This is a genomic window from Geodermatophilus siccatus (genome assembly GCF_900103785.1).
Classification (GTDB): Bacteria; Actinomycetota; Actinomycetes; order Mycobacteriales; family Geodermatophilaceae; genus Geodermatophilus; species Geodermatophilus siccatus.
Genome location: NZ_FNHE01000007.1, coordinates 1 through 17,515, shown reverse-complemented (window position 1 = coordinate 17,515; position 17,515 = coordinate 1). Strand labels below are relative to the sequence as shown.

15 protein-coding genes and 1 pseudogene are annotated in these 17,515 nt (G+C 74.1%); 11 read left to right on the top strand and 5 right to left on the bottom strand.

Going from position 1 to position 17,515, the window contains the following annotated elements; all coding sequences use genetic code 11:
* Nucleotides 1-88 precede the first annotated feature (88 nt).
* Complete coding sequence (locus BLS21_RS13865) at nt 89-1,600, top strand: potassium/proton antiporter (protein ID WP_091219282.1); 1,512 nt, start codon at nt 89-91, stop codon at nt 1,598-1,600.
* Nucleotides 1,601-1,831: 231 nt separating this feature from the next.
* Here BLS21_RS13865 and mqo read toward each other — a convergent pair whose 3' ends face one another.
* Complete coding sequence (gene mqo, locus BLS21_RS13860) at nt 1,832-3,325, bottom strand: malate dehydrogenase (quinone) (RefSeq protein WP_091219279.1); 1,494 nt, start codon at nt 3,323-3,325, stop codon at nt 1,832-1,834.
* A 173-nt stretch (nt 3,326-3,498) separates the two neighbouring features.
* Here mqo and lspA point away from each other — a divergent pair, with 173 nt between their 5' ends.
* The 5 genes from lspA (at nt 3,499) to dnaE (ending at nt 10,216) form a co-directional block, all read left to right on the top strand.
* On the top strand, nt 3,499-4,155 hold the full coding sequence (gene lspA, locus BLS21_RS13855; protein WP_175479568.1) for a signal peptidase II: 657 nt from the start codon (nt 3,499-3,501) through the stop codon (nt 4,153-4,155).
* A gap of 123 nt (nt 4,156-4,278) precedes the next feature.
* Nucleotides 4,279-5,226, top strand: coding sequence for an RluA family pseudouridine synthase (locus BLS21_RS13850; protein WP_091219276.1), 948 nt, complete (start codon nt 4,279-4,281; stop codon nt 5,224-5,226).
* A gap of 31 nt (nt 5,227-5,257) precedes the next feature.
* Nucleotides 5,258-6,049 carry a CPBP family intramembrane glutamic endopeptidase gene (locus BLS21_RS13845; RefSeq protein ID WP_091219274.1) on the top strand — a complete coding sequence of 264 codons (792 nt, stop codon included), beginning with the start codon at nt 5,258-5,260 and terminating at the stop codon, nt 6,047-6,049.
* Nucleotides 6,046-6,471, top strand: coding sequence for a GNAT family N-acetyltransferase (locus BLS21_RS13840; protein WP_091219271.1), 426 nt, complete (start codon nt 6,046-6,048; stop codon nt 6,469-6,471). Before BLS21_RS13845 ends, BLS21_RS13840 begins: the two co-directional genes overlap by 4 nt.
* A gap of 184 nt (nt 6,472-6,655) precedes the next feature.
* A complete protein-coding gene (dnaE, locus tag BLS21_RS13835) occupies nt 6,656-10,216 on the top strand; it encodes a DNA polymerase III subunit alpha (protein ID WP_217636130.1) in 3,561 nt (1,186 codons plus the stop codon).
* A gap of 101 nt (nt 10,217-10,317) precedes the next feature.
* On the opposite strand, the gene BLS21_RS13830 is transcribed toward dnaE, so the two are convergent.
* On the bottom strand, nt 10,318-11,376 hold the full coding sequence (locus BLS21_RS13830; RefSeq protein WP_245700411.1) for a tellurite resistance/C4-dicarboxylate transporter family protein: 1,059 nt from the start codon (nt 11,374-11,376) through the stop codon (nt 10,318-10,320).
* Nucleotides 11,377-11,505: 129 nt separating this feature from the next.
* On the opposite strand from BLS21_RS13830, the gene BLS21_RS13825 reads away from it, so the two are divergent.
* Nucleotides 11,506-12,162 (top strand): DUF2567 domain-containing protein, encoded by a 657-nt coding sequence (locus BLS21_RS13825; protein WP_175479567.1) that lies wholly within the window; start codon nt 11,506-11,508, stop codon nt 12,160-12,162.
* 129 nt (nt 12,163-12,291) lie between these two features.
* Here BLS21_RS13825 and BLS21_RS13820 read toward each other — a convergent pair whose 3' ends face one another.
* Nucleotides 12,292-13,089, bottom strand: coding sequence for an LON peptidase substrate-binding domain-containing protein (locus BLS21_RS13820; RefSeq protein ID WP_091219266.1), 798 nt, complete (start codon nt 13,087-13,089; stop codon nt 12,292-12,294).
* A gap of 109 nt (nt 13,090-13,198) precedes the next feature.
* Between BLS21_RS13820 and hisD the strand changes: the two genes are divergently transcribed.
* From hisD to BLS21_RS25170, 4 genes are all read left to right on the top strand, one after another.
* On the top strand, nt 13,199-14,503 hold the full coding sequence (gene hisD / locus BLS21_RS13815) for a histidinol dehydrogenase (RefSeq protein ID WP_091219263.1): 1,305 nt from the start codon (nt 13,199-13,201) through the stop codon (nt 14,501-14,503).
* Complete coding sequence (locus BLS21_RS13810) at nt 14,500-15,603, top strand: histidinol-phosphate transaminase (protein ID WP_091219259.1); 1,104 nt, start codon at nt 14,500-14,502, stop codon at nt 15,601-15,603. Before hisD ends, BLS21_RS13810 begins: the two co-directional genes overlap by 4 nt.
* A 76-nt stretch (nt 15,604-15,679) precedes the next feature.
* Nucleotides 15,680-16,276, top strand: a complete 597-nt coding sequence (gene hisB / locus BLS21_RS13805) for an imidazoleglycerol-phosphate dehydratase HisB (RefSeq protein ID WP_091219256.1) — start codon at nt 15,680-15,682, stop codon at nt 16,274-16,276.
* Nucleotides 16,277-16,304: 28 nt separating this feature from the next.
* On the top strand, nt 16,305-16,481 hold the full coding sequence (locus tag BLS21_RS25170; RefSeq protein ID WP_175479566.1) for a hypothetical protein: 177 nt from the start codon (nt 16,305-16,307) through the stop codon (nt 16,479-16,481).
* Nucleotides 16,482-16,635: 154 nt separating this feature from the next.
* On the opposite strand, the gene BLS21_RS25895 is transcribed toward BLS21_RS25170, so the two are convergent.
* Nucleotides 16,636-16,992 (bottom strand): HNH endonuclease signature motif containing protein, encoded by a 357-nt coding sequence (locus BLS21_RS25895; RefSeq protein WP_245700408.1) that lies wholly within the window; start codon nt 16,990-16,992, stop codon nt 16,636-16,638.
* Between the two features lie 94 nt (nt 16,993-17,086).
* A pseudogene (locus BLS21_RS25890) lies at nt 17,087-17,416 on the bottom strand (DUF222 domain-containing protein); the annotation flags it as partial.
* Nucleotides 17,417-17,515 lie beyond the last annotated feature (99 nt).

The following is a 17,515-nucleotide window of genomic DNA, read 5'->3' as shown; positions in this document are numbered from 1 at the left end:
TTCCCGCGGCCGCCGTCCGGGCCGCCGGGTCGCCGGACGGCACTGGCCTCGGGGTACGGGAGACTGCGGAGGTGGACAGGGGCACGCGGTGAACTCGACGGTCACCGTCGCGCTCGCCGCGGGCGCGGTCGTCGTCCTCGTGGCGGCCGTCGCGCTCCGCCTGGCGGATCGGCTGGGACTGCCCAGCCTGCTGCTCTACCTGGCCCTCGGGGTGGCCATCGGGGAGAGCGGCCTCGGCGTCCAGTTCGAGGACTACCGCCTCACCCACACGCTGGCGTACGCCGCTCTCGTCGTCATCCTGGCGGAGGGTGGTCTCACGACGCGGTGGGGCGACGTCCGTCGGGCGATCGGGCCCGGGGTCTCGCTGTCCACGGTCGGCGTCGCGGTCAGCGTGGTGGTGACCGCGGCCGTCGGCGTCCTGGTCCTCGGCTACGACTGGGGCTTCGCCCTCCTGCTGGCCGCGGTCATCAGCTCCACCGACGCCGCCGCCGTCTTCGCGACCCTGCGGCGGCTGCCCCTCCCGCGGCGGCTGGCCGCATCCCTGGAGGCCGAGAGCGGCCTCAACGACGCTCCGGTCATCCTGCTCGTGACCGTGCTGGCCGAGTCGCTCACCGGGGCGACGACGCTGCCGTGGTGGCTGGTCGGCCTGGAGGTGGCCGCTGAGCTCGCCGGGGGCGCCGTCATCGGGATCGGGATCGGCTTCGGGGGCGCCGCGCTGCTGCGCCGGGTGGCGCTCCCCGTGGCCGGCTTCTACCCGCTGGCGACGCTGGCGCTCTGCGTGCTCGCGTACTCGTCGGCGTCGCTGGCGCACACCTCCGGCTTCGTCGCGGTCTATCTCTGCGGACTGGTGCTGGGCAACGCCGCGCTCCCGCACCGGGCGGCGAGCATCGGCTTCGCCGAGGGCATGGCCTCGCTGGCGCAGATCGGCCTGTTCGTCCTGCTGGGTCTCCTCGTGTCGCCGGGCCGGCTGTCCGACGCCGTGGGTCCGGCGCTCGTGGTGGGCGGCGCGCTGCTGCTGCTCGCCCGGCCGCTGTCGGTGGTGGCCAGCCTGGTGTGGTTCCGGTTCCCGTGGGCGCAGCAGGTGTTCATCTCCTGGGCCGGCCTGCGCGGGGCGGTGCCGATCGTCGCGGCCATCATCCCCCTGACCATGCAGGTCCCCGGGGCGAGGACCGTCTTCGACACGGTCTTCGTGCTGGTCGTCGTCTTCACGATCGTCCAGGGCTGGTCGCTGCCGTGGCTCGCGCGGCGCCTGCGGATCGCCACCCCCGTCACGCCCCGCGACGTGCAGGTCGAGGCGGCACCGCTGGAGGAGCTGGACGCGGAGCTGATGCAGCTGACCGTGCCGGAGGGCTCGCGGCTGCACGGCGTCTACCTGCCGGAGCTGCGACTGCCGGAGGACGCGGCGGTGGTGCTCATCGTGCGGGACGGCCGGTCGTTCGTGCCCGGCCCGACGACCCGGCTCATGCGCGGCGACCAGGCGCTGCTGGTGTCCACGCGGGGCTCCCGGGCCGAGGCCGAGCGGCGGCTGCGCGCGGTCAGCCGGGCCGGCCGGCTGGCCACCTGGCGCGGCGAGACCGGCGCCGCGTCCGAGGCCGACTGAGAAAGGACCCCTGCCCCCCGCCACTCGCAGGCTCGCGGCGGGACCCTGCAGGGGGCCACTCCGGCATCCCGAGACGGGGCGGGGTGGCTCAACGGCGGCCGGGGACGGCACCTGGCCGGGGTGGACCGGGTGCGGGGCCCGGAGGGTCCCCGGCCGGGACACGGGCAGCGGCTCAACGGCGGCCGGGGACGGCACCTGGCCGCGGTGTCGGCCGGTAGGCCGACCGATCACTCAGCCGTTGAGCTCCAGGGTCTGCATCGTCTGGGCGCGGACCTCGGCCAGCAGGGCCGGGTCCTCGTTGAGCCGGCGGCCGTAGGAGGGGATGGCCTCCTGCAGCTTCGGGCGCCAGGCGGCGATCCGGTCGGGGAAGCAGCGCTCCAGCACGGTGAGCATCGCCGAGACGGCGGTCGAGGCGCCGGGGGAGGCACCGAGCAGACCGGCGATGGTCCCCTCGCCGCCGACGACGAGCTCGGTGCCGAACTGCAGGACGCCGCGGCCGGTCGCGGGGTCGCGCTTGATGACCTGCACCCGCTGGCCGGCGGTGATCATGTCCCAGTCCTCCTGCTGGGCCGACGGCACGAAGGCGGTGAGCGTCTCGTGCCGGGCGCTGCGGGTCTGGAGCAGCTCGCCGACCAGGTAACGGGTCAGCGCCAGCTCGGTGCGGGCGACGCCCAGCATCGAGCTCAGGTTGTTCGGCTTGACGCTCAGCGGCAGGTCGAACACCGAACCGGCCTTGAGGAACTTCGGGGAGAAGCCGGCGTAGGGCCCGAACAGCAGCGAGTGGTCGCCGTCGATGAGGCGCAGGTCCAGGTGCGGCACCGACATGGGTGGGGCACCGACGGCGGCCTGGCCGTAGGCCTTCGCCTGGTGCGCCGCGACCAGCTCGGGGGAGCGGGTCCGCAGGAACATGCCGCTGACCGGGAACCCGCCGAAGCCGCGGATCTCGGGGATGGCGGCCCTCTGCAGCAGCGGCAGCGCGCCACCGCCGGCCCCGACGAACAGGAACCGGGTGCGGACGGTGCGCTCCTCACCGCTGACGGTGTCGCGCACGGTCACGGTCCATCGGCCGTCGTCCCGCCGCTCGACGTCGGTGACCCGCTGGTTGACGTGCACGTGCACACCGCGCTCCTCGGCGGCGCCGAACAGCAGCCGGGTCAGCGACCCGAAGTCGACGTCGGTGCCCGCGGCCGAGCGGGTCGCGGCGACCACCTGGTCGGCGGGGCGCCCGGCCATCATCAGCGGCAGCCACTCGGCCATGACGCCGGGGTCGTCGGTGTACTCCAGGCCCTCGAACACCGGCTGCGCGGACATCGCCCCGTGGCGCGTGCGCATGTAGGCGCGGCCGGCCTCGCCGGTCACGAAGCTGACGTGCGGGACGGGGGTGATGAAGTCCTTGGGCGCGCCGGTCAGCCCCGAGCGGACCAGGTGCGACCAGAACTGCCGCGAGACCTGGAACTGCTCGTTGATCGTCACGGCCTTGGAGACGTCGACCGAGCCGTCCTTGCCCGCGGGCGTGTAGTTCAGCTCGCACAGCGCCGCGTGTCCGGTGCCCGCGTTGTTCCAGGGGCCGGAGCTCTCGCCGGCGACCGCCGGTCCGGACTCGAAGACGGTGACGCTCCAGTCCGGGGCGACGATGCCGAGCAGCGACGCGAGGGTCGCGCTCATGACGCCACCGCCCACGAGCACTACGTCGGGGTCGGTGGCCGGGGCGAGATCGGTGGACACGGGGGCCTTCCCTGCTCGGGGAGAAATGCAGCTCTCCCAACATCGGCCAGCTCGCTCCTCAACGTGTCACTCCACGTGGTGAGATGTGTCGCACACCGTCATGAGATGGACCACACCGCCTCCGAGTTGCGGCGCGGCGGGGTGCGCGGCAGGGCGGCTCGACCCCCGCGGCTATGGTCGGTCGGGACGGCGCCCACCGGCCGCGCCGGCCCCGCCAGGCCATCGACCGAGGAGCCCTCCTGTCCGATCCGAGCGACCCCCGGGACGGCGCCGTCGCGGCGACCGGCACCCCCGGACGGCGTCCCCGCACCCGGCTGCTGCTCGTGCTCGCACTGGCGGTGCTCGCCCTGGACCTGGTCACCAAGCTGCTCGTCGTCGCCACGATCGAGCGCGGGGCCGACATCCGGCTGCTCGGCGGTGCGCTGTACCTCACGCACACCCGCAACACCGGCGCTGCGTTCTCCTTCGCCGAGGGCTTCACCGTCGTCTTCACGCTCATCGCGGTCGCCGTCGCGGTGGTGATCGTGCGCACGGCGCGCCGGCTGTTCTCCACCGGCTGGGCCGTCGCGCTCGGCCTGGTGCTGGGCGGGGCGGTCGGCAACCTCGTCGACCGCGTCTTCCGCGAGCCGGGCTTCCTGCGCGGCGGGGTCGTCGACTTCATCTCGGTGTTCGCGCCCGACGGCGAGGTCTACCCCGTGTTCAACGTCGCCGACTCCGCGATCGTCTGCGGGGGTGTGCTGGGCGTGGTCCTCGCGCTGCGCGGCATCGAGTTCGACGGCACCCGCAGCAGCGGTGGGGACACCGGGGACGACGCCGCGCCGCGCGACTGAAGGAGGACCACCCTCCTCCCCGCGCCTCGCAGGCTCCGTCGGAGGGCTCCTGACGCGGGGCCGTTCCAGCACCTCACCACGCCCGGGCGGTGCTGCACCGGCCCTCCGGCCGCGACGGTCAGAATGGACCCCGTGACGAACCCCGCGGGCCAGCACCGAGCGCTCCCGGTGCCCGACGGGCTCGAGGGCCAGCGCGTCGACCAGGCGCTGTCCCGGCTGTTCGGCCTCTCCCGCGGCGCGGCCGCCGACCTCGCCGACGCGGGTGCGGTCGTCCTCGACGGGCGGGTCCGCGACAAGGGCGACCGGGTCAGCGGCGGCAGCTGGCTGGAGGTCGAGCTGCCCCCGCCGCCGGGCGAGCCGGCCCCGCCCGAGCCGGTCGCCGGGCTGACCGTCGTCCACGACGACGACGACATCGTGGTGGTCGACAAGCCGGTCGGCGTCGCCGCGCACCCCAGTCCCGGCTGGGAGGGGCCCACCGTCGTCGGCGGACTGGCCGCCGCCGGGTACCGCATCTCCACCTCGGGTGCCGCGGAGCGGCAGGGCGTCGTCCACCGGCTCGACGCCGGGACGACGGGGCTGATGGTCGTGGCGAAGAGCGAGCGGGCCTACACCGCGCTCAAGGCCGCGTTCAAGCAGCGCACCGTCGAGAAGGGCTACGCCGCTCTCGTCCAGGGCCACCCGGACCCCTCGCGCGGCACCATCGACGCCCCGATCGACCGGCACCCCAGGCACGACTGGAAGTTCGCCGTCGTCCAGGGCGGGCGCCCGTCGGTGACCCACTACGAGGTGGTCGAGGCCTTCCCGGCCGCCAGTCTGGTCGACATCCGGCTGGAGACCGGCCGCACCCACCAGATCCGGGTGCACTTCTCGGCGCTGCGCCACCCCTGCGTCGGTGACGCGATGTACGGGGCCGACCCGACGCTGGCCGCCCGGCTGGGCGTGTCCCGGCAGTGGCTGCACGCCGCGCGGCTGGGCATCCCGCACCCGGCCGACGGTCGCTGGATGGAGTTCACCAGCCCCTTCCCGTCCGACCTGGCCGGCGCGCTCGACATCCTGCGCGCCGAGTCCTGACGCCGGTGCGAGCGAGCCTGCGAGCTCGACCGTGACCACGGTCGGGCTGCCGGGCTCGCTGGCCGACTGGGGCCCCGCCGCGCTGTCCGCGGTCGCCGTCGCGGGCTACCTGGTGGTCGGCGAGCCGCTCGTCGGCCACGTGCTGCACCGGCGGTTCGAGGGCCGGCTGCGCACCGAGGACGGCGCCCGGCGGGCCTTCTACGGCCGGCTGCTGGTGCTCGAGTGGGGGCTGGCGGCGCTCGCCCTCGTCGTGTGGCTGTCCGCGCCCGGGGTGGACGCCGCGGCCGTGGGACTGCGCTGGCCGCGGTCGTGGCCGGGCCCCGTCGCCCTCGCCGCCACCGTGCTGGTCCTCGGCTTCGTCGTCGTCTCGACGCGGGCGCTGCGCTCCGGCGGGCTCGCGCGGGCGGCAGAGGTACGCCGGCCGGGGGAGGGGCGGCACGCCGAGCCGGCCGTCCACGCCACCCTGGCGCTGCTGCCCCGGACGACGGCGGAGCGGCGGCTGTTCACGCTGGTCGGGGTCACCGCCGGCGTCTGCGAGGAGTGGCTCTACCGCGGGTTCCTGCTCGCCGTGGTCGCCGCGGTCGGCGGCGGTCTGCCGACGCCGGCGCTGGTCGCGATCGGCGCGCTGGCGTTCGGGCTGGCGCACGCCTACCAGGGGGTGGCGGGCATCGTGACCACCGGCGTCCTGGGCGGGGTCATGGCCGGCCTCTACCTGGGCACCGGGTCGCTGCTGCTGCCCGTCGTCCTGCACGCGCTGATCGACCTGCGCTTCCTGCTCGTGCCCACGTCCGCGCTGCCCGACGTCGTCCGGCGGCCGACGTGAGCGCCCGGCGGGCCACGGCCGCGGACTGGCCGCAGGTGGCCGCCCTGCGCACCCGCGTCTTCGTCGAGGAGCAGGGCGTGCCCGCCGAGATCGAGCAGGACGCGCACGACGCCACCGCGGTGCACGCCCTGGCCGAGGACGACGCGGGGCGCGTGGTGGCCACCGGGCGGCTGCTGGTCCGCGACGGGCGCGCGGTGATCGGCCGGATGGCGGTCGACGCCGCGGCCCGCGGGCGCGGGTACGGCGCCGCCGTCCTCGCCGAGCTGCACCGGCAGGCCGTCGCGCTGGGCCTGACGGAGGTGGAGCTGCACGCCCAGCTGCCGGCCCGGGGCTTCTACGAACGGGCCGGCTACACCGCCGTCGGGGGCGTGTACGAGGAGGCGGGCATCGCCCACGTCACGATGCGGCGTCCGCTGGTGTGACCGATCGGTCCGCCTGTGGCGAGACACCTTCCTGTCGGTCCCCCGGAGTAGACCTCCGTGGTGCGAGGATCGGGTCACCCCCCGGCCCGCACCCCGGACCACAGCACCGCCGGTCTTCCCCGCCGGTCGCCCGCCGGATCCCCGACGGCCGGGCACGCACGACCCGTGAGGAGCACCAACGCCCGTGAGCACCCCGTCGTCCGACTCGTTCGTGCACCTGCACGTACACACCGAGTACTCGATGCTCGACGGCGCAGCCAAGCTCCCGGAGGTCACCAAGGCCGCCGCCGAGCAGGGGATGCCCGCGCTGGCGATGACCGACCACGGCAACGTCTTCGGCGCCTACGACTTCTACAAGCAGGCCAAGGCCGCCGGCGTGAAGCCGATCATCGGCATGGAGGGCTACTACACGCCCGGCTCGCGCTTCGACCGCGCGCCGTTCGACTTCGGCGACAACCTCATCGACGAGGACGGCGAGGGCGGCTCCTCGCGCGGCAAGGCCGCCTACACGCACATGACGCTGCTGGCGCGCACCACCGAGGGCATGCACAACCTCTTCCGCATCTCCTCGATGGCCAGCCTCGAGGGGCAGTACCGCAAGCCGCGCTTCGACCGCGACCTGCTCGAGCAGTACGGCACGGGCCTCATCGCCACCACCGGCTGCCCGTCGGGCGAGGTGAACATGTGGCTGCGCGCCGGCAAGTACGACCGCGCCCGCCAGGCCGCCGCCGACTTCCAGGACATCTTCGGGCGGGAGAACTTCTACGCCGAGCTGATGGACCACGGGCTGGCCATCGAGAAGAAGACCCGCCCGCAGCTGATGCAGATCGCCGGCGAGCTGGGCATCCCGCTGCTGGCCACCAACGACCTGCACTACACGCACAAGGAGGACGCCGAGGCCCACGACGCCCTGCTGTGCATCCAGACCGGGTCGCGGCTCAACGAGACCAACCGCTTCAAGTTCAACGGTGACGGCTACTACCTGAAGAGCGCCGCGGAGATGCGCGCGCTGTTCCCCGACGAGCTCGCCTCGGCCTGCGACAACACGCTGCTGGTCGCCGAGCAGTGCGAGGTCGGCTTCACCGAGGGCGCGGACCTGATGCCCCGGTTCCCGCTGCCGCCGGGGGAGGACGAGACCTCCTGGTTCGTCAAGGAGGTCGAGCGCGGGCTGCACAAGCGCTGGCCGAACGGCATCCCCGACCACGTGCGCAAGCAGGCCGACTACGAGGTCGGGATCATCACCCAGATGGGCTTCCCGGGGTACTTCCTCGTGGTCGCCGACTTCATCAACTGGGCCAAGGACAACGGCATCCGCGTCGGCCCGGGCCGTGGCTCGGCGGCGGGCTCGCTGGCCGCCTACGCCATGGGCATCACCGACCTCGACCCGCTGGCGCACGGGCTGATCTTCGAGCGGTTCCTCAACCCCGAGCGCGTCTCCATGCCCGACGTCGACATCGACTTCGACGACCGCCGCCGCGGCGAGGTCATCCAGTACGTGTCGCAGAAGTACGGCGAGGAGCGGGTCAGCCAGATCGTCACCTACGGCACCATCAAGGCCAAGGCCGCGATCAAGGACGCCGCCCGCGTGCTCGACCGGCCGTTCTCGGTCGGCGACGAGCTGACCAAGCTGATGCCCCCGGCCGTCATGGGCAAGGACATCCCGCTGTCGGGGATCTTCGACCCGGCGCACCCCCGGTACAAGGAGGCCGCGGAGTTCCGCGCCCGCTACGAGTCCGACCCGGGCGCGGCCGAGGTGGTCGACCAGGCGCGCAAGCTCGAGGGGCTGAAGCGCCAGTGGGGCGTGCACGCCGCCGGGGTCATCATCGGCCGGTACCCGCTGATCGACTCGATCCCGATCATGCGGCGCGAGGCCGACGGCGCGATCATCACGCAGTTCGACTACCCGACCTGCGAGACGCTCGGCCTGCTGAAGATGGACTTCCTGGGCCTGCGCAACCTCACGGTCATCGACGACGCGCTGCGCAACATCGTCGCGAACGGCAAGGAGCCGATCGACCTCGACGAGATCAGCAAGGACCTCACCGACCCGGCCACCTACGCGCTGCTCTCGCGCGGTGACACCCTCGGTGTCTTCCAGTTCGACGGCGGGCCGATGCGCTCGCTGCTGCGCCTCATGCGGCCGGACAACTTCGAGGACATCTCCGCCGTCGGCGCGCTCTACCGGCCCGGCCCGATGGGTGCGAACTCGCACACCAACTACGCGCTGCGCAAGAACGGCCAGCAGGAGATCACGCCGATCCACCCGGAGCTGGCCGAGCCGCTGGAGGACATCCTCGGCACGACCTACGGCCTGATCGTCTACCAGGAGCAGGTCATGGCGATCGCGCAGAAGGTCGCCGGGTACTCCCTCGGCAAGGCCGACCTGCTGCGCCGCGCGATGGGCAAGAAGAAGAAGTCGGTCCTCGACGCGGAGTTCGTCGGCTTCGAGGCCGGCATGAAGGAGCGCGGCTACTCCGACGCCGCGATCAAGACGCTGTGGGACATCCTCGTCCCGTTCGCCGACTACGCGTTCAACAAGGCCCACTCGGCCGCCTACGGCCTGGTGTCCTACTGGACCGCCTACCTGAAGGCCAACTACCCGGCCGAGTACATGGCCGGGTTGCTCACCAGCGTCGGCGACGACAAGGACCGCCGGCCGATCTACCTGGCCGAGTGCCGGCGGATGGGCATCAAGGTGCTCCCGCCGGACGTCAACGAGTCGTCCTGGGACTTCACCGCCGTCGGCACCGACATCCGCTTCGGTCTGGCGTCGGTGCGCAACGTCGGGCACAACGTCGTCGACTCGATCCGCCGGGCCCGCGAGGAGAAGGGCGCCTTCAAGGACTTCGCGGACTTCATGCGCAAGATCGACACGGTCGCCTGCAACAAGAAGGTCATCGAGTCCCTGGCCAAGGCCGGGGCGTTCGACTCCCTGGGCCACTCCCGGCAGGGCATCGTCGCCGTCCACGCCCAGGCCGTCGACTCGGCGATGGCGCTCAAGCGCAAGGAGGCCGAGGGGCAGTTCGACCTCTTCGGCAGCTTCGGGGACGAGGGCGGCGACGACCCGTTCAGCGGCGCGCTGGACATCGCGGTCCCCACGGCGGACTGGTCGAAGTCCGAGCGGCTGGTCTTCGAGCGCGACATGCTCGGCCTCTACGTCTCCGACCACCCGCTGCACGGCGTGGAGCACGTGCTGGCGGCCAACGCGGACACGCCGATCGCCGAGATCAACGCCGGCGGCGTCGAGGACGGCGCCAACGTGACCATCGCGGGCATCCTCACCTCGGTCGCCCCGCGCACCAACAAGCAGGGCGCGCCGTGGGCCATCGCGACCCTGGAGGACCTCGAGTCCGGCATCGAGGTGCTGTTCTTCCCGAAGACGTGGGCGGAGGTCTCGGAGAAGGTCGTCCGCGACCAGATCGTCGTGGTCAAGGGCCGGATCAGCCGCCGCGACGACCAGCCCTCGCTGTTCGGCTCCGAGGTGACCATCCCCGAGCTCACCGAGGGCGCGCGCGGCCCGGTGCTGGTCTCGATGGCGGCGGCCCGCTGCACCCCGCCGGTCGTCGAGCGGCTGCGTGAGGTCCTGGGCAGCCACCCGGGCACGACCGAGGTCCACCTCAAGCTGCTCAACGGCGGCCGCGAGACCGTACTGCGGCTCGACCAGGGCCTGCGGGTGCGGCCCAGCACGGCGCTGATGGGTGACATCAAGGCGTTGCTGGGCCCGACCAGCGTCGCCCTGCTGTGAGGGAGGGCCCTGCTGCCCCCACGCCGCGCGGGCCCCGGCGTGGGGGAGCAGTAGGGCGGGGAGCAGCAGCGCGGTCGGTCCGCCGACCGCCGTCGGCCCGGTCAGCCGGAGTCGGCGCCGGGCCGGACGGCGGCGTGGCTCAGGTGCGCCAGCATCGCCAGCAGCGTCACGCCCCACGCAGCCAGCGCGATCCAGATGCCCACGGCACCCACGGCACCGGCCAGCGGCAGGTCGTCGACCCGGGCGAGGGACGTGCCGGCGACGGCGTACATGCCCAGGGGGAAGACGATCGCCCACAGCGAGGACTCGTAGACCAGCGGTACGCGGTGCACCCGGTGCCGCCACCACCCGGCCGCCACGAGGACGGGGATCAGCCAGGTCCCGAAGGCCCACAGGAGGACCACGACACCGGCGATCAGCCCCCGGGTCGCCTCGACCATCGGGGAGGGGCGCATGTCCACGATCCGCGCACCGGCGAGGACGCTGATGGCGGTGGCGCCCATCGCGATCCAGTACGGCGGGGTCAGGTCGGTCGCCCGCAGGTCGTACGCCAGCAGCCGGGCGGAGACCATGACGCCGACCGCTGCGTAGAGGAAGACGCCGACCGACCAGGAGAACACCGCAGTCGCGGCCAGGGCGTGGCGCAGGCCGGGTACCGCCGGCTCCAGGGTCGCCGCGGAGACGGCCATCGACTGCACGGCCACCACCCAGGTGAACCAGGTGCCGTCCGCGGCCCCGAGCGCCGGGCGCGTGTGCCGGACCATGACCGCGGTCCACGGGATGAGGTAGCCCAGCACGAGCCACGCCGCTCCGGCGACCGCCAGCAGCACCAGGGCCACGGCGTGGTGCCCGTCCATGGCCACGCGGACCCCCAGGACGTTGCTGCCCGCGATGAAGGTGAAGAAGCCGAAGCCCCGGTTGGGGTCCGCCAGGTCCGCGCGTACCGCATCGCGGTGCACCAGCACACGCCACCCGCTGAGGACGAGCAGCACCGCGTAGGAGACTCCGCACACGAGCAGCGGGAGTACCGACAGGAGGTGCCGCCCGTGCTGGTCCAGCCCGATGGAGACGATGCCGCTGGCCATCACCAGGGCGAAGTAGCCCGGCGCCAGCCGGCGCGCGGCCTCGTCCAGCCGGCGAGCCGCTCCCGCGCTGCTCACGGGCGGAAGGCTACTGACACCTGCCCCGGCGCTCCCGCCGTCGATCGGAGGACCGCCCGCAGGCGCACGGCCACCACCTCCGGGCAGGGGCGCCAGCGGCCGGGGCGCCCCACGCGGTTGACTGGGGTCGTGGACAGCACCTCCGCAGCCGTTCCCCCCGGGCCGCCGCCCGTCCCCCCTGCCCGCTGGGGAGCCGGTGCCCGGTGGCCCGGCCGGGCCGAGCTGCGCGCCGACCTGCGCGGCGCACTCGTGCTGGTCGGTGTGCTGCTCCTGGCGGGGGTGGCTGCCGGGCTGCTCTGGTGGGCGCTGGCGCCGCGGGCGACCTTCGAGGTCACCGCGGACGGTCCGGTCCCCGTCGGGCACCCGTCGGCCGAGCTGCTCTTCGCCGACGACGGCGTCCTCACCCTCGTGCTGGCCGGCCTCGGGCTGGTGGCCGGGCTGGCCGCCTGGCGCCTGCGACGCCGGCGCGGGGTCGCCACCGTGCTCGCCCTCGCCCTCGGCACGGTCCTGGCGTCGCTCGCCGCCTGGAGGCTCGGCGAGCTGCTCGGCGCCGGTCCCTCGCCGGCCGAGCTCGCCGCCGTGGGCACCCGCGTGATCACGCCGCTGCGGCTCGGCTCGCCCGCGGCGCTGGCGGTGGCGCCGTTCCTCGCCGTCCTGGGCTACGTGGTCTCCGCGCTGCTCACCGCCTCCGAGGACCTGGACCGGCCCGATCCGGTCCCGGCCGTCCCGCACGCCGGCCGCCCGGTGCCCGAGACCACGGCCGCCGAGGACGCCCTGCACTCCTAGGCGACGCCCCGACGGTCACCCCTCCGGCCCCGTCGGTCCCGTTCACGGGCTCGCCGCGGGCCCGTCCCGGGTCAGCCCCGTCCAGCGGCTCGGCGCGAGCCTGCGGGCGGTGGGGAGGACGGGGTCCGCTCAGTTGACGCTGCGCGGGCCGGTGAAGCGCTGCAGCGGCGCGGGCACCGCACCGATCGTCTCCAGCAGGGTCAGCTCGCGGCGCAGCAGCCGGGACTCGGTCTGCAGCCGCCGGCGGGTGGCGGACTCGGCCAGCAGCTCCTGCCGGTCCTCGGTGGTCAGCAGTGCCGCCGAGGCCACCAGGTAGGACAGCGCCCGCGGTTCGCCGGAGACCGCCTCGAGCAGCTCGGAGGTGTCGGCCTCCTCACCGTCGACGTCCCCGGTGAGGGTGGCCACGGCGGTGACGTAGCGGCCGAACAGGTCTCCCACCCCGCGCACCAGCACCTCCATCGAGCCGCGCGCCACGTCCGACACCAGGTCCTCGTGCTGCGGGTCGGCCGGCCACCCGCCGGGCGCGGCCAGGCCCTCCTGGTCGCCGGCGGCCTCCTCGGCGGCCTCCTCCTCGGCCAGCCACTCGACCTCGGCCTGCAGATAGGGCGGCTCCTCCCCGACGACGAGGTCGAGCAGCCGGAAGCGGTCGCCGCCGACCGTGATGATGCGGAACCCGCCGTCCGGCTGCGGCCGCACGGTCTGCAGCCTCGCGGTGCAGCCGACGTCGTAGAGGGCCTCGGCCGGGGCGACGTCCTCGACCTCCCAGCCCTGCCGGATGGCCACCACGCCGAAGCAGCGGGTGCTGTCCTCCGGACGCTCCAGCAGGTCGCGCACCAGCCGCCGGTAGCGCGGCTCGAAGACCTGCAGCGGCAGGACCACCCCGGGGAACAGCGGCGTCCCCAGCGGGAAGAGCGGGATGACGTCCACGGCTGGCGAGCCTACGGGTGGGCCCGGTCCCCGGACGGGACAGCACGCCGGGGCGCCCACCGCCGGCGGCTACCCTGGGGTGTTCCGTCCCCGCACCGGAGGTCCGCCCGTGCTCGCCCGCATCGACCTGCGTGGATCCGCCCTGCCCGGGCTGCGTGAGCTCGCCGGCCTGCTGCCCCGCGCCGCCACCGACATCGACTCGGTGCTGGCCACGGTCCGGCCGCTGTGCGAGGACGTGCGGGTGCGCGGCGCCCAGGCCGTCCGCGAGATCACCGCCCGGCTCGACGGCGTCGACCTCGAGGACTTCGCCGTCCCCCAGGAGGCGATCGACGCCGCGCTCGCCGGCATCGACCCGGCCGTCCGGGCCGCCCTCGAGGAGGCCATCGCCCGCGTCCGGACGGTGCACGCCGACCAGCGCCGCACCGACGTGACCACCGACGTCGTCCCCGGCGGCACGGTCACCGAGCGCTGGCTGCCGGTGCGCCGCGTCGGCCTCTACGTGCCCGGCGGGCTGGCGCCGCTGCTGTCCAGCGTCGTGATGAACGTCGTCCCCGCGCAGATCGCCGGGGTGGAGTCGATCGCGGTCGCCTCCCCGCCGCAGCGCGACCACGGTGGCCTCCCCGACCCCGGCGTGCTGGCCGCGTGCGCGCTGCTCGGCGTCACCGAGGTCTACGCCGTCGGCGGGGCGCAGGCGATCGCCGTCTTCGGCTACGGCGCCGGCTCCTGCGAGCCGGTCGACATGGTCACCGGGCCCGGCAACGTCTACGTGACGGCGGCCAAGCGGCTGCTGCGGGGGCTCATCGGCATCGACTCCGAGGCCGGCCCGACCGAGGTGGCGATCCTCGCCGACGAGACCGCCGACCCGGTGCACGTCGCGGCCGACCTGATCAGCCAGGCCGAGCACGACCCGCTGGCCGGCGCGGTGCTGGTCACCGACAGCGAGGCGCTCGCCGAGGCCGTCCTCGACCTGGTGCCCGGGCAGGTCGCCTCGACCAAGCACTCCGACCGGATCACCACCGCGCTGCAGGGCAGCCAGTCCGGCATCGTGCTGGTGGACGACGTCGACGCCGGTCTGCGCGTGGTCGACGCCTACGCCGCCGAGCACCTGGAGATCCAGACCCGGAACGCGCGCGAGGTGGCGATGCGGGTGCGCAACGCCGGGGCGGTGTTCGTCGGCGCCTGGTCGCCGGTCTCGCTGGGCGACTACATCGCCGGCTCCAACCACGTGCTGCCCACCGGCGGGTGCGCGCGCCACTCCAGCGGCCTGTCGGTGCAGTCGTTCCTGCGCGGCATCCACCTGGTCGAGTACGACGAGCGGGCCCTCGCCGACGTCGCCGACCACATCGACGCCCTGGCCGGCGCCGAGGACCTGCCCGCGCACGCCGCCGCCGTCCGCGCCCGGCAGAAGTCGTGAGCTCCCTCGACGAGCTCCCGCTGCGGCCGGAGCTGCGTGGCCGCACGCCCTACGGCGCCCCGCAGCTGCAGGTCAAGTACCGGCTCAACACGAACGAGAACCCGCACCCGCTGCCGCCGGAGCTGCTGGCCGACCTGGGCGAGGCGCTGGGGCACGCGGCGCTGCAGCTCAACCGCTACCCCGACCGCGACGCGCTCGAGCTGCGCCGCGACCTGGCCGCCTACCTGAGCCGGACCAGCGGGGAGGCGGTCGAGCCGGCCCAGGTCTGGGCGGCCAACGGCTCCAACGAGGTGCTGCAGCAGGTCCTGCAGGCCTTCGGTGGGGCAGGGCGGACGGCGCTGGGCTTCACGCCGTCCTACTCGATGCACCCGATCATCTCGGCCGGCACCGGCACCGCCTGGGTCGACGGGCACCGCCGGGAGGACTTCAGCATCGACGCCGCGCAGGCCGCCGCGCAGGTGCGCGAGGTCCGCCCCGACGTCGTCTTCGTGACCAGCCCGAACAACCCGACCGGCACCGCGGTCGCGCTCGAGACGATCGCGAGGATCTACGACGCCACCGACGGCGTGGTCGTCGTCGATGAGGCCTACACCGAGTTCGCCCGCACCGGTACCCGGTCGGCGCTCACCCTGCTGCCCGGCCGGCCGCGGCTGCTGGTGAGCCGGACGATGAGCAAGGCGTTCGGCATGGCGGGCCTGCGACTGGGTTACCTGGCCGCCGACCCCGCCGTCGTCGACGCGCTGCAGCTGGTCCGGCTGCCCTACCACCTGTCGTCGCTGACCCAGGCGGCCGCGCGGACGGCGCTGGCGCACACCGAGGCGCTGCTGGCGACCGTCGACGCGGTCCGGGCCGAGCGGGACCGGATCGTCGCCGCGCTGCCGGGCCTGGGGCTGACGAGCGTCCCGAGCGACGCCAACTTCGTCCTGTTCGGGCACTTCGCCGACGCCCCAGCCGTGTGGCGCGCGCTGCTCGAGCACGACGTCCTCGTCCGGGACGTCGGCCTGCCCGGCTGGCTGCGGGTGACGGCCGGCACCACGGAGGAGACCGATGCCTTCCTCACGGCGCTGGGTGAGGTCGTCCGGGAGCAGGGTGCCGCGTGATGGGCGCCGCCCGGCAGACGCCTCGCACCACCCTGGGTGAGGTGGTCGCCGAGCTCCACCTGGGAGACTCGTCGTCATGAGTCGTACCGCACGCGTCGAGCGCGAGACCAGCGAGACCAAGCTCGTCGTCGAGCTGGACCTCGACGGCACCGGCACCAGCTCGATCAGCACCGGGGTCGGGTTCTACGACCACATGCTGACCTCGCTGTCCAAGCACAGCGGCATCGACCTCACCGTGCGGGCCGACGGCGACCTGCACATCGACGCCCACCACACCGTGGAGGACGTCGCCATCGCCCTCGGCCAGGCGTTCGCGCAGGCCCTCGGGGACAAGAAGGGCATCACCCGCTACGGCGACGCGACGATCCCGATGGACGAGGTGCTCGCGCAGGCGGCCGTCGACCTCTCCGGCCGGCCGTACTTCGTGCACGCCGAGCCGGAGGGCATGACGCCGATGATCGGGCCGGACTACCCGACGTCGCTCACCAAGCACGTGCTCGAGTCCTTCGCGTTCAACGCGCGGATCAGCCTGCACGTGCGGGTGCTCTACGCCGGCCGCGACGCCCACCACATCGTCGAGGGCCAGTTCAAGGCGCTGGCGCGGGCGCTGCGGGCCGCCGTCGCCATCGACCCGCGGGTCACCGACGTCCCCTCCACCAAGGGCGCTCTGTGACGCCGATGATCGACCTCCGGTTCCTCGCGTGACCTTCGCGGTCCTGCTGCTCGTCCTCGGCGGCTTCCTGCTCGGCGGCGCGTGGAGCATCTGGAAGGCCGACCACGACACGAAGGGGCGCACCGGCCCGCAGGTCGCCTTCGCCGTCGTGCTGCTGATCGCCGCGGTGCTCGCCACGGCGTCGGGCGTCCTGCGGCTGGTGTGAGCGCCGAGGGCCGGTTCCTCGTCGTCCTGGCCGGCCTCACCGTGGCCGCGGTCCTCGAGCCCTTCCCGCTCCAGCGTCCGTGCCGACGCACGGGCAGCCGGCAGCCGGTCGGCGCCAGGGGTAGGCATCGGTCGGCTGCCGACGGTGGCGTGGATCAGGCGGCGGTGGCCAGGGGTGGGCCGGTGCGCTGGGGTCCGGTGCGGATCTCGGTGCCGTCGGGTCGCCAGGTGCGCCATCGCCCGTCGGGTCGTCGCTCGACCCGGAAGCCGTGGTGGACCTTGGTGTGGTGCCGCTCGCACAGCAGCGCGGCGTTGGCCAGGTCGGTCGCTCCGCCGTCGACCCAGGCCAGCACATGATGGACGTCGCACCACCAGGTGGGCGCCGCACAGCCGGCGAACACGCACCCGCCGTCGCGCACCTCGGCGGCGCGGCGCACGTGGGCGGGGAACAGCCGCACCGTGCGGCCGTGGTCCAGCGGCACCCCGTCCGGGCCCAGCACGATGCGGGTCACCTGCCCGTCGCAGGCCAGCCAGCGGGCGCGGGTGGGAGATCTGCGCGCCGAAGCCCATCTCCACCGCGCCGCGGCCGATCGCGGGGTCGACCAGGTCCTCGATGCCGAGCGTGACGAGGACCTGCGGCTTGTGCCCGCGCAGCGTCGGCAGGCTGCCGGCGGCCAGCTGGTTGGCGCACAGCTGCACCAGCGCGTCGGCCAGCCGCTGCGCGCGGGTCCGCTCGTCGGCGGCGGCCCGGCCGGCCTGCACCAGGGCCTCCAGCGCCGCCTGCAGCCTCTCCCCACCCACCGCGTCCAGGTCGAACCGGCCGGTGAGACTCCCATCCGCCTGCTTGGCCAGCACCAGCCGGCGGCCCTCGGTCGGATCGGGCTCGGGACCATCAGCATCGAGCCGGTCCAGGTAGTGGGCCACCGCCTTGGCCACGTCGGCGTGTGGCCGCTCGCGGGCCACCCCGGTGAGCAGTCGGTCGACCACGGCCAGGTCGACGTCCTGCCCAGCGGCGAGCGCGAGCGCCTCGGGCTC

Excerpts from the sequence above, each read along its gene's own strand:
- hisB (WP_091219256.1), top strand. The coding sequence starts at position 15,680 with ATGAGTCGTACCGCACGCGTCGAGCGCGAGACCAGCGAGACCAAGCTC.
- lspA (WP_175479568.1), top strand. The coding sequence starts at position 3,499 with ATGGTCGGTCGGGACGGCGCCCACCGGCCGCGCCGGCCCCGCCAGGCC.
- BLS21_RS13850 (WP_091219276.1), top strand. The coding sequence starts at position 4,279 with ATGGACCCCGTGACGAACCCCGCGGGCCAGCACCGAGCGCTCCCGGTG.